The following is a 12,967-nucleotide window of genomic DNA, read 5'->3' on the forward strand; positions in this document are numbered from 1 at the left end:
CTCAATAATGCGGCGGACGCTCATTGGCGGCTCCCGGCGCATTCGCCTCGGCCTCCTGCAGCCGCTCGCCGAGCTCTGCGATTCTCCGCGTCAGCGCGTCGATCTGCTTCCACTGCGCGGTGATGGTCTGGTTCAGCGTCTCGATCGCGTCGTCCTGATAGGCGAGGCGCGTCTCCAGCGTGTCGATGCGCTCGCCGAGCGTCTTGATCTCATTCGTCACGTGCCGCGTCCTTGTCCCGTTCGCGTAATCCACATTCCTGCAAATCAGGTTGTTGCAAACCAAGTTGCTGCAAACCATGGCCGAGCGCGACGCGCTCGTCGAACACGAAGCATTCGCCGCGCCAGCGGCTCTCGGCCTCCGGCACCTCTTCCAGATATTTGAGAATGCCGCCCTTGAGATGATAGACCTCGGCAAAGCCGCGCGCGAGCAGATGCGCGCTCGCCTTCTCGCAGCGGATGCCGCCGGTGCAGAACATCGCGATTTTGCGGTGTTTGGTGGGATCGAGCTGCTCAGCCGCAAAATCCTTGAACTGGCCAAAACTCCTGATGCCCGGGTCGAGCGCGCCGTCGAACGTCCCCATCGCCACCTCGAAGGCGTTCCTGGTGTCGAGCACCAGCGTGTCGGGCGCCTCGATGAGCGCGTTCCATTCGGCCGCATCGACATAGGTGCCGACCTGCCGCGTCGGATCGGCGGTTTCGTCCCCCAGCGTGACGATCTCCTTTTTCAGCCGCACCTTGAGCCGGCCGAACGGCATTGTCTCGGCGGTCGAGAACTTCAGTTCGAGATTGTTCAACCTGCCGCCGAACATGTCGCCGTGCGCGAGCTCATGGGTGAGCGCTTCGATCGCCTCGCCCGGGCCCGCGACGGTGCCGTTGATACCCTCCTGCGCGAGTAGCACGCTGCCCTTCAGCGCCAGGCCTGCGCAGAACGCGCGCAGCGGCTCCCGCAGCTCGCGGTAATCGGGCAGGGCAGCGAATTGGTAGAAGGCGGCGACCTTGCAAATCATGGCGCCCGTTTAGCAGGCGGAGCCAGCCCGGAAAACCCGCAACGAGCAGCTCTATTCCCAGCGGATGGCAGCCATTTCCCTGGCATGCCAGCATTGCCCCGGCCGGCCGGAATGTGTCATGTAGGCCCGGTTTTCCGAGCCGGCGCGCCATCCGCGCCATCCGCCCAATGAGAGCAAAGAATTCGATGAGAAACTTCCATTTCCCCGGCAGGTCCACGGTCCACGCCACCAACGCGATGGTGGCGACCTCGCATCCGCAGGCGTCGCTCGCCGCGATCGAGGTGCTGCGCGAGGGCGGCACGGCGGTGGACGCGGCCGTCGCGGGTTCGGCCATTCTCGGCGTGATCGAGCCGCAATCGACCGGCATCGGCGGCGACTGCTTTGCGCTGATCCAGCCGCGCGGCGAGGGCAAGATCATCGCCTATAACGGCTCGGGGCGCGCGCCGAAGGCGGCGAACGCCGACTGGTATCTCGAGCGCAAGATCAACTCCGTGCCGCTGACCTCGGCGCATGCGGTCTCGATCCCCGGCGTGATAGACGCCTTTGCGACCGTTTTGCGCGATCACGGCAAGTTCGGCTTCGACCGGCTGCTGCAGCCCGCGATCAAGGCGGCCGAGGAAGGCTACGTCGTCGCCCCTCGCATCGCCTTCGACTGGAAGAACCAGTTCGAGAAGTTGAAGGGTGGTACCAACACCGAGCGCTATCTGCTGCCGCACGGCAAGCCGCCGGTGGCCGGCGACGTCATCCGCCAGGCCGAGCTCGGCAAGACGCTGCGGGCGATCGCCAAGGACGGCCGCGACGCCTTCTACAAGGGCCCGATCGCGGAAGACATGGTGGAGACCCTGCGCGGAATCGGCGGCCTGCACACGCTCGACGATTTCGCCGCGCACACCACCGAGACGACGACGCCGATCGGCACCATGTACAAGGGCTACGACGTCTGGCAGTGCCCGCCGAACGGACCCGGCCTCACCATGCTGCTGATGTTGAACATCCTGTCGCGGTTCGACCTGACGAAATACGCGCCGCTCAGCATCGAGCGCTTCCACCTCGAAGCCGAGGCCGCGCGCATCGCCTACATGCACCGCGAGCTGCATGTCGCCGATCCCGAGCATATGCAGGTCGAGGTCGCCAAGATCCTCGCCAAGGAATACTGCAACGAGCACATCGACAAGATCCGCATGGACGGCATGCTCGACCTGCCGAACGTCGCGCCGCCGATGAATCCCTCGACCATCTACATCACCGTCGTGGACAAGGACCGCAACGTCTGCTCGTTCATCAACTCGGTCGCGCATTCCTTCGGCTCGGCGATCGTCTCGAACAAGACCGGGGTTCTGCTCCAGAACCGCGCGGGCGGCTTCCGCATCCAGCCCGGCCATCCGAATTGCATCGCCGGCGGCAAGCGCCCGCTGCACACGATCATGCCGAGCCTACTCACCAAGGGCGGCCGTTCCGTGATGCCGTTCGCGGTGATGGGCGGACAGTATCAGCCGGTTGGCCAGACCCATGTGGTGACCAACATCCTCGATTATGGCTGCGACGTGCAGGAGGCGATCGATATGCCGCGCGGCCTGCACTACGAAGGCCAATACCAGCTCGAGGACAGCGTGCCGGCCAATATCGGCGAAGGCCTGAAGAAGCTCGGCCACAAGACCACCAGCGTCGTCAGTCCGCTCGGCGGCGCGCAGGCGATCTGGATCGACTGGGACAAGGGCACGCTCACCGGCGGTTCCGATCCGCGCAAGGATGGTTGCGCGCTCGGATATTGACCCCGCGGGACGGAGTTCCCCGCGCAAGATCAGGAAAAGTTGACGCAGGGGCGACGCGGCATTTGCTGCGTCGCCCTTTCTCGTTCGGAACGGAGTTCATTGCTTCAGGTTAAGGGCCGATGAGCGGTGCAGGCGTGCGCTGCTTTTGCTCCAAGCGGCGGAGGCCCTCCCATGTCGGAAAAACCAGGTTCCGGACCGTCCGGATTCGATCGGCGCGCGTTCATGGCCGGCGCCGCCGGCACTGCGCTGGTCCCCATGACGGCGCGCGCGGCCGCGCAGGATGCGAGCGCGTCGACCGCCCAGGATTCGGTGCTTCCTGTCGATGTCACGCTGCGGGTCAATGGCAAGGACAAGCGCCTGCACATCGACGCGCGCACGACGGTGCTCGACGCGCTGCGGGAGCATCTCAAGCTCACCGGCAGCAAAAAGGGCTGCGACCACGGCCAGTGTGGTGCCTGCACGGTCCTGATCGACGATCGACGCGTGGTGTCGTGCCTGACGCTCGCCCTCGCCGCCGAGGGGCAGGAGATCACCACGATCGAAGGCCTTGCCACCGACGATCATCTGCATCCGATGCAGCAGGCCTTCGTCGACAACGACGCGTTTCAGTGCGGCTATTGTACGCCGGGCCAGATCATGTCCGCCGTGGCCTGCGTCAAGGAGGGGCATGCGGGCAGCGAGGCCGACATCCGCGAATACATGAGCGGCAACATCTGCCGCTGCGCCGCCTACCCCAATATCGTCGCCGCCGTGAAGCAGGCCGCGCCCGAGATCATGAAAGGCTAGGCGCATGCGACCGTTTTCGTATCAAAGGGCAACAGACCCCGACATGGCCGTGCAGGTGCTCAGCGCCGCCGCGGCCGCGAACAATCCGCTGACCAAGGCTACGGCGCAGCCGCTCGCGGGCGGGACCACGCTGATCGACCTGATGAAGCTGGACGTGATGCGGCCCGCGGCGATTGTCGATATCAGTCCGCTGGCGCGGGGCTGGTCGGCGATCGAGCCCGGCAGTGACGGCTTACGGCTGGGCGCGCTCGCCAAGATGTCCGACGTGGCCGCGCATGCCGAGATCCAGCGCCACTATCCGGTGATCGCGAATTCCCTGCAGCTCGCCGCCAGCGCCCAGCTGCGCAACATGGCGACCCTCGGCGGCAATGTGATGCAGCGAACGCGTTGCAGCTATTTCCGTGATGTCTCCTATGAGAATTGCAACAAGCGCAATCCTGGCTCGGGCTGTGCCGCCATGGATGGCGTTAATCGCATGCATGCGGTGCTGGGTACGTCCGATCAGTGCATCGCGACCTATCCCGGCGATTTCGCCCAGGCGTTGATCGCGCTCGATGCGATGGTCGAGATCACCGGCAGGTCCGGTGCGCGCAGCCTGCCGTTCGCAGATTTGCACAAGGCGCCCGGCAACACGCCCGACATCGAGACCACGCTTCGGCCCGGTGAGCTGATCTCTGCGTTCTCCATTCACGGCCGCTGGCCGCGCTCGGTATATCTCAAGGCGCGCGACCGGCAGTCCTACGAGTTCGCGCTGTCGTCGGCTGCGGTCGCGCTCGACGTGCAGGACGGCACGATCAGGGACGCGCGCGTCGCGCTCGGCGGCGTCGCCACCGTGCCGTGGCGGACCCGCGAGGCGGAGGCGCTGCTGAAGGGACAGAAATTCGACGACGGTCTGACGAAGCGTGTGGCCGATGCCGCGTTTGCGGACGCCAGGGGCCGCCGGCACAACAGCTTCAAGATCGCGCTCGGCAAGCGCGTGGTGGCGCGCGCGCTCCAGCAGGCCGTAACGATGGAGATCTGATCATGACCGCTGCAGCTCCCGAGCCGAAAGCAAACATGGGCCGGCCCGTGCCGCGCTATGATGCGGCCGCAAAGGTCACGGGCCGGGCGACATATGCGTCCGACATGCCGCTCGACAATCCTGCCTACGCATTCCTGGTCACCAGCGCCATCGCCAAGGGCCGCATCGACAGTTTCGATCTCAACGATGCCAGGCGGGTCCGCGGCGTGATCGACATCGTCACGCACGAGAACGCTCCGAAGCTGAAGGAATCGAAACTGTTCAGCAATGGCGGCTATGCCGGCACCACGATCCAGCCGCTGAAATCGGCCGACATCGCCCATGACGGCCAGATCATCGCCGTCGTCATCGCCGAGAGTTACGAGACGGCGCGCGAGGCCGCCAATCGCGTTAAGGTCAGCTACACGGCCGTGGCGCCGAGTGCGAGCTTCGACTCGCCGGGGACCACCACGGCAGCGGCAAAGGGACAGAATGCACAGTTCAAGGAAGACCCGGAGGTCGGCGATTTCGCCAAGGCGTTCGACGCGGCCGAGGTCAAGCTCACCGCCTCCTATGAAACGCCGACCCAGCACCACAATCCGATGGAGCTGTTTACGACGAGCTGCGCCTGGATGGGCGACGAGCTCGTCATCTACGAGGGCAGCCAGTATGTCTACGGCCTGAAGAACGGTGTCGCCGAGCAGCTCGGCATCGATGCCGACAAGGTCCGTGTCGTCAATCCCTATGTCGGCGGCGGCTTTGGTTCGCGCGGCTCGATGACGCCGCGGACCGCCATCATCGCCGGAATTGCCAAACGCCTGAACCGGCCGATCAAGCTGGTGCCGACCCGCGACCAGGGTTTCACCATCGCCACCCATCGCGCCGAGACGCGCCATGCGATCAAGCTTGGTGCGGGACGGGACGGCAAGATGGTGGCCTTGAGGCACGACGGCGCGGAGGTTTCGTCGCGTCCGGATGCCTATTGCGTCGGCGGCACCAAGACCACGACGCGGCTCTATGCCTGCCCGAACGTCGCCAGTCTGGTGTCGATCGTACGCGCCGACCGCAACACGCCGGGCTTCATGCGTTCACCGCCGGAGGTGCCGTATCTCTTCGCGCTGGAGAGCGCGATGGACGAGCTCGCGGTGAAGCTGAACATGGACCCCGTCGAGCTCCGCCGCATCAACGATACCACCGTCGAGCCGATCGGCGGCAAGCCCTATACGTCGCGGTCATTTATGGCGTGCTTCGACGAGGCCGCCAGGGCGTTCGGCTGGTCGCAGCGCTCGCCGCAGCCGAAATCGATGTCGGACGGCGACTGGCTGGTCGGCTATGGCTGTGCCGCCACCTGCTATCCGACGCAGATGGCGCCCTCTGCCGCGCGCGTTCGCCTCCAGCGTGACGGCCGTACCCGGGTCGAGATCGCCGGCCACGAGATCGGCACGGGTGCGTATACCGTCATCGCCCAGACCGCGGCCGAGCGGCTCGGCGTGCCCCTGGAGAAGGTCGCGGTCTTCCTGGGTGACAGCGATCTGCCGCCGGCGCCTGTTGCCGGCGGTTCGAACTCGACTGCCAGCACCTGCTCGGCGGTGATGATGGTGTGCGACCGGATTCGCCAAAGGCTGTTCAAGGCCGTGATGCCGAGCGACAGTCTCGCCGACAAGGCCAAGGAGACTGTCGGCATCAGCCAGGCGCCGAGCACGCAGGCGGCGCAGAGCGATCGTCCACTCGATCTCGAGAAGGCCTTCGACGCGCTCGGCGTCGGTATCGTCGAGGAATATGGCGAGTGGAAGCCCGAAGGCGCGCCGCTGGATTCCTTCACGGCCATGCACAGCGGGCACGCGCGGCTCGTCGGTGGCCATCAGATGAAGGACAAGATCGCCTATGCCTTCGGTGCCGAGTTCGTCGAAGTCCGCATCAACCGCTTTACCCATGAAATCCGCTGCCCCCGGCTGGTCGGAGCGTTCGCGGCGGGCCGCATCATGAATCCGCGCACGGCGCGCAGCCAGCTCATGGGCGGCCTGATCTGGGGCATGTCCTCGGCACTGCTGGAGGCCACCGAGATCGACGAGCGCAATGCACGCTACGTCAACGACAATCTTGCCGACTATCTGGTGCCCGTGAATGCCGACGTGCCCGGTGTCGAGGTGATTCTGCTCTCCGAGCAGGACGATCACATCAACCCGGCAGGCGTGAAGGGCCTCGGCGAGCTCGCCAATGTCGGCACCAATGCGGCGATCTGCAATGCGATCTATCACGCCACGGGCCAGCGCATTCGCAAGCTGCCCGTGCGGCTCGAAAATATCGAGGTGTGAGGGGTGGAAACGGCGTCGGCGTTGCGCTAGACACCTTGCGCCTCAAACGGAAGGTCTCTTATGCAGCGTTTACAGCGCGTGCTCCTCGCCATCATGTCGGCACTCGCGATCACCGTGATCGCCGGCGTGTCCGATTTCGTTTCCACCACGGCCTCGGCCCAGACCGCAGGGAAGACCATGACCACAGCTTCAGGTTTGCAGATCACCGACAGCGTCGCCGGCACCGGCGCTTCGCCCAAGCCCGGCCAGATCTGCGTGATGCACTACACCGGCTGGCTCTACGAGAACGGCCAGAAGGGCAAGAAATTCGACTCGTCAGTCGACCGCAACGAGCCGTTCGAATTTCCGATCGGCAAGGGGCGCGTCATCGCCGGCTGGGACGAGGGCGTTGCCTCCATGAAGGTCGGCGGCAAGCGCACGCTGATCATTCCGCCGCAGCTCGGCTATGGCGCCCGCGGCGCAGGCGGCGTGATCCCGCCGAACGCGACGCTGATGTTCGACGTGGAATTGCTCGGGGTGAAGTAAGCCCGCAAACAAAAAGACCGGCCTCTCGGCCGGTCTTTTCGCTTTCGTGTGACGCGTGTTATTCCGTCGCGCGCTTGGCCGCAGCGGCTGCGCGATCCACGGCGTCCTTCGCGGCGTCCTTGGCGTCGCCCATGGCCTGCTGGCCCTTGCCCTTCACTTCCTGGACCGCACCTTCACCTTTCAGGCGCTCGGACCCGGTGGCTTCACCGACGCCCTGCTTGGCCTTGCCCATTGCCTCGTTTGCGGTGCCCTTGATCTTGTCGGTCGTGCTACCCATGAAACTCTCCTCGCGTTTTGCTCGTTAGGACAACGTCCGACGGCTATGAGGGTTCCGATTTTGTTATGGCTCGATGTCGCGGCTTTGGGTTAGTTTGCCGCACACGGAACCAACAGAAAGCAAGTCTCATGACCGGCCATGACCATTCGCATTCCCACCATGACCACGATCACGACGATCGCTGGAAACATGACGGCGTGCGCGTCATTCCCGGCAACCAGCTCGATACCAATGTGCCGTCGACGGCGGGCATGGACCGCGCGGCCGCGATCAATTTCGCGCGCGTCGGTGCGCAGAAATTGTGGGCGGGCACGGTCAGCATCAAGCCCGACGCCAAGACCGGCGCGCATCACCATGGCCATCTCGAAAGCGTCATCTACGTGGTGAAGGGCAAGGCGCGGATGCGCTGGGGCGAGAGCCTGCAATTCACCGCGGAAGCCGGCCCCGGCGACTTCATTTTCGTCCCGCCCTATGTGCCGCATCAGGAGATCAACGCCAGCGCGGACGAGGTGCTGGAATGCGTCCTGGTGCGCAGCGATGGCGAGGCAGTCGCGGTCAACCTCGACATCGAGCCGGTCGAGAAGCCCGAGACCGTGCTGTGGGTCGATCCCATTCACCGCGACCCGAACGAGAAGAAGTGAGGAGCGCCTGAATGCCAGCGGGTTCTGTGCGACAGAACCTCGCAGGTAAGGGTCCAAAAAAAGATCCGGAAGCCGTGTCGGATCGCCGCTTGGCCGTCCGTCCTTGGGCAGAACCCCGCCCAAGGAGCTCCGATGCCCAGGATGATTTTCCTCAATCTGCCCGTGACCGACCTCAAGCGCGCCACTGCCTTTTACGAGGCGGTCGGTGCGACCAGGAACCCGCAATTCAGCGACGAAACAGCGAGCTGCATGGTCTTTTCCGAGACCATCTACGCGATGCTGACGACCCACGAGAAATTCCGTCAGTTCACGCCGAAGCCGATCTCGGATGCAAAGACCTCAAACCAGGCGCTGTTCTGCCTGTCCGCGGACAGCCGGACCGAGGTCGACGATATCGTCAGCAGGGCCGGGGCTGCAGGCGGGGTCGCCGATCCCAGCCCGAAGGACGAATACAGTTTCATGTACGGCCGCAGCTTCGAGGATCCGGACGGCCACATGTGGGGCGTGAACTGGATGGACATGGCAGCCTTCGCGGCACAGTCCGACATGGCGAACGCCTGATCTGAGCCCACGACAGCAAGAAACCGAAGAGGAGCATTCACGATGTCCAAGCTCGTGCCCTGCATGTGGTTCAACGGCGATGCCGAGGAAGCCGCGAAGTTCTACGTCTCGCTCGTGCCGAATTCGGCGATCACGCATGTTCAGCGCAACGTTTCAGATGGCCCGTCCGGCAAGGAAGGCTCCGTGCTCGTCGTCGAGTTCTCAGTGGCGGGACAGTCCCTGGTCGCGCTCAACGGCGGCATGAAAATGGAATACACCCACGCGATCTCGCTGATGATCCATTGCGACGATCAGGCCCAGGTCGACAGCGTCTGGAATGCGTTCCTGGCCCATGGCGGCAAGGAAGAGCAGTGCGGCTGGCTCAGGGATCGCTGGGGCGTGGCTTGGCAGGTCGTGCCGAAGGTGATGTTTGAATTCCTCTCCAGCCCCGACAAGGCGGCTGCCGCACGCGCGATGCAGGCCATGATGAAGATGGTCAAGCTGGACGTGGAAACCTTGCGCCGCGCGTTCGAGGGCAAGTCGGCGGCGTGAAGGGCGTGCCCTTGCCACATACTCACTGTCGTCGCCCGGCTTGACCGGGCGATCCAGTACGCCGAGACGGCCGTTGGTCAATCGATAGGTCGCGGCGTACTGGATGCCCCGGTCGAGCCGGGGCATGACAGCGGAATTTGAGGCGAAAGCCCGCCGCTAATAATTGATCCGCAGCCCCACGCCGCCATGGATGGTGTTGCCGACCGGCTGCGGGCCGAGCGTGCCGTTGGCGAACAGGTCGACGATCCAGCCCTTCTGCACGCGGAAGCCGAGCCGGCCGCCATATTCGAACCAGCCCTGGTTGCCCATGGTCGGCACCACCACACCGTCGCCGGTCACGGTGGCGACGATGCCGCTATGGGCAGCAAATGACTGCACCCAACCGCCATTGATGTTGGCCTCGATATTGCTGCCGTAGAGATGCGTCCACTGGCCCCCGATCTTGACCAGGCTGGTGCGGTCGGTGCCGGTCGCGATGCTGGCGTCGAACGGATTGAACGCCACTGCGCTGTCGGTGTAGCCCGAGACGCGCTGCCAGAGCTGCCAGACCTCGATCGAGGCGGCGACCTCGTCGCGGGGCGACACACGGCTTATCCAGCCGGCGCGGCCGTAGACGGCGTAGTTCGCGGCGTTGGTCGAACTCGTGACGCTCACCGGGCCGAGGCTGGTGTTGTAGCTGCGGGTGTAGCGCGCCTTCTCCCACGGCGTCAGGATCGTGCCGATGTCGAAGAACGGGCGCGACGAGCCCCAGTCGGTGAAATCATAGCGCAGCGCGAAGGCGCCGATCGGCGCGCTGGTGATGTTGTAGCCGCCCTCGCTGTATTGCGTGTAGGCGATGCCGGCGAGCAGCGACAGATTGTTGGTCAGCTCCTTGCGGCCGTGGATGCCCGCCGAGAACGAGCCGGCGGAGCCGAACGCGCTGACGCAGTTGCTGCAATTGACCTGTTCGTTGACGCCGAGCAGCACCGTGCCGAGCACCCGGTTGGTGATCATCTGGTTGAAGCGCTGGTTGGCGAGGCCGCCGATCGAGCCGCCGCTGGAATCCGCGCCGGTCGGCGTCGGCGTCGGGCTCGGCGAGGAGGACGGATAAGGGCTCGGCGACGATGACGGGTAGGGGCTGGGCGAGGGCGAGGGGCTGTAGGTCGGCGTCGGCGAGGGGGAATAGCTCGGCGCTGGTGTGGGCGTCGCTCCTCCGCACTCGGACTCGCAAGCCGTGGCGGCTGCCGCCGGACGGGCATCGACCGCGATCAACGCAACCGCGGCCACGGCGGTCAGCACGCTCGCGAGGACGACGCGCCTGACGGTGGTGGATTTCGCCATCGTCAGCGTCCGCACAGCATGCCGTCGTCATGGACGGCGGGCGTGATGGTCGGCGACGCGTCCGCATATTGGTTGACCGCGCACAGTCCCGCGCTCGCGGCGCAAGTCGCGGCAAAAGTCCAGGGCGGCGTATTGGTCTTACTGATAGAGACCTTGCCGCCGGTCGAGGTGATGATTGCGGTGTCGCCGGGCTGGGTGAGCTGCACACACTGTTGGCTCGTCGCGCAGACACTGGCGGCGCCGTCCTGCAGCACGACGACCGAGCGGCCGCGCTGGGACAGGATATCCAGCGTGGTGCCGCGCACGCCGATGGTCGCGAGCGGGGTCGTGATCTTGTAGGCGGTCTTCTCGGAATGCCCGGTGACGAAACGGAATGCGCCGGTCGTCATGCGGATCGCGACGTCACGATAGCTGTGCTCGTCGTTGAAGACCGTGCGGTCGAGCTTGAGCGTGGCGCTCGGACCGAGCGACAGATTGGTGCTGTCGGCCATCACGAAGCGCGCCGCGCTGCCGGCGCCGGTGCGCACGGTCTCGTCCCGCAGCATGCTGTCGCCGACGCTGATCGGCGTCGTGGTCGCGGCCACGCGAACGACTTCATTCTGGATCACGACGGCTTCACCGACGCGGGTCTGCGCCTGGGCGCAAGGGGCCACGCACAAGGCGGTCGACAACAGCGTGGAGAAAAGCCAGAAACGCAAATTCATTTCGCAACCGATCGATGTGTCCCTGATCGTACCGGATCACGCGCGCTTGCGATGTGGCGGAATTATCACAAGCAGCGCGAGACCTGCGCTATGCTTAGTGACAGTTGCGGCAGAATGCGTTCAATGAAAACCGCGATCTCGATTATTCTCCGCGGTGACGCAAATTTGCCACGCAAAACATCCCCACACACGTCGTTCGACTCGCCCGCGGTTCCGAAGGTGTCGCGGAGCGCAGTGATTGCTGTCGCGATTTTCCTGGTCGCGCACCTCGCACTGCTGATCGGCCTGACGACGCCGGAGAAGTTCGTCTTCGACGAGGTGCACTACGTGCCGGCGGCGCGGCAGATGCTGACGCCAGCGATGTCGCAACCGATGCTCAATCCGATGCATCCGCCATTGGCGAAGGAGCTGATTGCGCTATCGATCGCGGCCTTCGGCGACACCGCGCTGGGCTGGCGCTATCCCGCGACGTTGTTCGGCGCACTTGCGATCGTCGCGATCTATCTGTGCGGCCTCGCGCTGTTCGCCGCGCAAGGGCCTGCGATCGCCGCCGCCCTGATCGCCGGCTGCAACCAGATGCTGTACGTGCAGGCGCGCATCGCGATGCTCGACATTTCTGCATTCGGCTTCGGCCTGCTCGCGATTGCCGCCTTCATGCACGGTTTTCGAAAGGACCGACCCCATGCGTTGTTCGCGGCTGCAGGCAGCCTGTTCGGCTGCGCTGCAGCCTGCAAATGGAGCGGCCTGTTTCCGCTCGGAATCTGCATCGTCATCGTCGCGGTGATCCGCCTGATGCAGGGCTGGCACACCCTGTTTGCCGACGCGAAGCCGGGGGATTGGTACCGGCCCGATCTCTGGCCCGACTTCAGATTACATCACGTCGTGCTCTGCTTCACCGTCCTGCCCGCGGTGACATATCTTGCGGCCTTTGTCCCACTCTACGGCGTGTCGCTGCCGGATCTGGTCGAGGCGCAACGCCGGATCTTTGCCGACAACACCACCACTGCCATCGCCGGCCACACTTACATGAGCGCGTGGCCGTCATGGCCGCTGCTCGCGCGCCCGGTGTGGTTCCTGTTCGACAAGGGCGCGGACGACAATGTCTCCGCGATCGTCTTCCTCGGTAATCCCCTGGTGCTGTGGCCGGCGCTGCTTGCGCTCGCCGTCGTGCTGCGCGACTTCGTCGTCGCGCGTCGCCGGGATGCGTTCCTGATCGCGGTCTTCTATTTCGGATCCTGGCTCGCCTGGGCGTTGCTGCCGCGCACGCTCGCCTTCATCTATTACTATCTGCCGGCCGCGACCGTGGCGTCGCTCGCGCTGGTCTACGTGCTGCGCCGGGACGGTCTCCCACGCTGGCTGTTGTGGGCCTATGTCGCGGTCGCGGCAGCAGGCTTTGCCGCCATGCTGCCGATCTCGGCGGCCTTCGTCGGCACGTCGATGCAGACCTTCAACCGGCTGATGCTTTTCCAAAGCTGGATATGACATCGCCGCCTGCCGGGGGGAACGGCAGGCGGCGTTTTTATGGGCG

The 12,967-nt window shown here is 64.9% G+C and carries 14 protein-coding genes; 9 read left to right on the forward strand and 5 right to left on the reverse strand.

All coding sequences use genetic code 11. The features are described from left to right. Position 1 precedes the first annotated feature (1 nt). On the reverse strand, positions 2-220 hold the full coding sequence (locus IVB41_RS32940; RefSeq protein WP_007606917.1) for a SlyX family protein: 219 nt from the start codon (positions 218-220) through the stop codon (positions 2-4). Next, positions 210-1,007, reverse strand: a complete 798-nt coding sequence (locus tag IVB41_RS32945) for a rhodanese-related sulfurtransferase (protein ID WP_247438707.1) — start codon at positions 1,005-1,007, stop codon at positions 210-212. Before IVB41_RS32945 ends, IVB41_RS32940 begins: the two co-directional genes overlap by 11 nt. A 185-nt stretch (positions 1,008-1,192) precedes the next feature. On the opposite strand from IVB41_RS32945, the gene ggt reads away from it, so the two are divergent. The 5 genes from ggt (at position 1,193) to IVB41_RS32970 (ending at position 7,405) form a co-directional block, all read left to right on the forward strand. Beyond that, positions 1,193-2,779 (forward strand): gamma-glutamyltransferase, encoded by a 1,587-nt coding sequence (ggt, locus tag IVB41_RS32950; RefSeq protein ID WP_247438709.1) that lies wholly within the window; start codon positions 1,193-1,195, stop codon positions 2,777-2,779. A gap of 222 nt (positions 2,780-3,001) precedes the next feature. After that, a complete protein-coding gene (locus tag IVB41_RS32955) occupies positions 3,002-3,565 on the forward strand; it encodes a (2Fe-2S)-binding protein (RefSeq protein ID WP_247438711.1) in 564 nt (187 codons plus the stop codon). Between the two features lie 4 nt (positions 3,566-3,569). After that, positions 3,570-4,586: a xanthine dehydrogenase family protein subunit M gene (locus tag IVB41_RS32960; protein WP_247438713.1), complete on the forward strand. Its 1,017-nt coding sequence runs from the start codon at positions 3,570-3,572 to the stop codon at positions 4,584-4,586. A 2-nt stretch (positions 4,587-4,588) separates the two neighbouring features. Continuing rightward, positions 4,589-6,880, forward strand: a complete 2,292-nt coding sequence (locus IVB41_RS32965; protein WP_247438714.1) for a xanthine dehydrogenase family protein molybdopterin-binding subunit — start codon at positions 4,589-4,591, stop codon at positions 6,878-6,880. Between the two features lie 60 nt (positions 6,881-6,940). Further along, a complete protein-coding gene (locus IVB41_RS32970) occupies positions 6,941-7,405 on the forward strand; it encodes an FKBP-type peptidyl-prolyl cis-trans isomerase (protein ID WP_007606926.1) in 465 nt (154 codons plus the stop codon). A 58-nt stretch (positions 7,406-7,463) separates the two neighbouring features. Here IVB41_RS32970 and IVB41_RS32975 read toward each other — a convergent pair whose 3' ends face one another. Then, positions 7,464-7,682 (reverse strand): CsbD family protein, encoded by a 219-nt coding sequence (locus IVB41_RS32975; RefSeq protein WP_007606928.1) that lies wholly within the window; start codon positions 7,680-7,682, stop codon positions 7,464-7,466. Positions 7,683-7,810: 128 nt separating this feature from the next. Between IVB41_RS32975 and IVB41_RS32980 the strand changes: the two genes are divergently transcribed. From IVB41_RS32980 to IVB41_RS32990, 3 genes are all read left to right on the forward strand, one after another. Further along, positions 7,811-8,323 (forward strand): cupin domain-containing protein, encoded by a 513-nt coding sequence (locus IVB41_RS32980; protein ID WP_247438716.1) that lies wholly within the window; start codon positions 7,811-7,813, stop codon positions 8,321-8,323. Between the two features lie 132 nt (positions 8,324-8,455). Continuing rightward, on the forward strand, positions 8,456-8,884 hold the full coding sequence (locus IVB41_RS32985; protein WP_247438718.1) for a VOC family protein: 429 nt from the start codon (positions 8,456-8,458) through the stop codon (positions 8,882-8,884). 42 nt (positions 8,885-8,926) lie between these two features. Further along, a complete protein-coding gene (locus IVB41_RS32990; protein WP_027568513.1) occupies positions 8,927-9,415 on the forward strand; it encodes a VOC family protein in 489 nt (162 codons plus the stop codon). A gap of 156 nt (positions 9,416-9,571) precedes the next feature. On the opposite strand, the gene IVB41_RS32995 is transcribed toward IVB41_RS32990, so the two are convergent. Together IVB41_RS32995 and IVB41_RS33000 are read right to left on the reverse strand one after the other, a co-directional pair. Beyond that, a complete protein-coding gene (locus IVB41_RS32995; protein WP_247438720.1) occupies positions 9,572-10,735 on the reverse strand; it encodes a hypothetical protein in 1,164 nt (387 codons plus the stop codon). Positions 10,736-10,737: 2 nt separating this feature from the next. Continuing rightward, positions 10,738-11,439, reverse strand: a complete 702-nt coding sequence (locus IVB41_RS33000; protein WP_247438722.1) for a FecR domain-containing protein — start codon at positions 11,437-11,439, stop codon at positions 10,738-10,740. Between the two features lie 51 nt (positions 11,440-11,490). On the opposite strand from IVB41_RS33000, the gene IVB41_RS33005 reads away from it, so the two are divergent. Next, positions 11,491-12,921: a phospholipid carrier-dependent glycosyltransferase gene (locus IVB41_RS33005; RefSeq protein ID WP_247438731.1), complete on the forward strand. Its 1,431-nt coding sequence runs from the start codon at positions 11,491-11,493 to the stop codon at positions 12,919-12,921. Positions 12,922-12,967: the final 46 nt, after the last annotated feature.

Source organism: Bradyrhizobium sp. 44 (assembly GCF_023073095.1).
GTDB lineage: Bacteria > Pseudomonadota > Alphaproteobacteria > Rhizobiales > Xanthobacteraceae > Bradyrhizobium.

What these genes read in the sequence shown, in the direction of transcription:
- IVB41_RS32980 (WP_247438716.1), top strand. Translation starts at nt 7,811, where the DNA reads ATGACCGGCCATGACCATTCGCATTCCCACCATGACCACGATCACGAC.
- IVB41_RS33000 (WP_247438722.1), bottom strand. Translation starts at nt 11,439, where the DNA reads ATGAATTTGCGTTTCTGGCTTTTCTCCACGCTGTTGTCGACCGCCTTG.
- IVB41_RS32985 (WP_247438718.1), top strand. Translation starts at nt 8,456, where the DNA reads ATGCCCAGGATGATTTTCCTCAATCTGCCCGTGACCGACCTCAAGCGC.
- IVB41_RS32960 (WP_247438713.1), top strand. Translation starts at nt 3,570, where the DNA reads ATGCGACCGTTTTCGTATCAAAGGGCAACAGACCCCGACATGGCCGTG.
- ggt (WP_247438709.1), top strand. Translation starts at nt 1,193, where the DNA reads ATGAGAAACTTCCATTTCCCCGGCAGGTCCACGGTCCACGCCACCAAC.
- IVB41_RS32975 (WP_007606928.1), bottom strand. Translation starts at nt 7,682, where the DNA reads ATGGGTAGCACGACCGACAAGATCAAGGGCACCGCAAACGAGGCAATG.
- IVB41_RS32955 (WP_247438711.1), top strand. Translation starts at nt 3,002, where the DNA reads ATGGCCGGCGCCGCCGGCACTGCGCTGGTCCCCATGACGGCGCGCGCG.
- IVB41_RS32995 (WP_247438720.1), bottom strand. Translation starts at nt 10,735, where the DNA reads ATGGCGAAATCCACCACCGTCAGGCGCGTCGTCCTCGCGAGCGTGCTG.
- IVB41_RS32990 (WP_027568513.1), top strand. Translation starts at nt 8,927, where the DNA reads ATGTCCAAGCTCGTGCCCTGCATGTGGTTCAACGGCGATGCCGAGGAA.
- IVB41_RS32965 (WP_247438714.1), top strand. Translation starts at nt 4,589, where the DNA reads ATGACCGCTGCAGCTCCCGAGCCGAAAGCAAACATGGGCCGGCCCGTG.
- IVB41_RS33005 (WP_247438731.1), top strand. Translation starts at nt 11,491, where the DNA reads ATGTGGCGGAATTATCACAAGCAGCGCGAGACCTGCGCTATGCTTAGT.
- IVB41_RS32970 (WP_007606926.1), top strand. Translation starts at nt 6,941, where the DNA reads ATGCAGCGTTTACAGCGCGTGCTCCTCGCCATCATGTCGGCACTCGCG.
- IVB41_RS32945 (WP_247438707.1), bottom strand. Translation starts at nt 1,007, where the DNA reads ATGATTTGCAAGGTCGCCGCCTTCTACCAATTCGCTGCCCTGCCCGAT.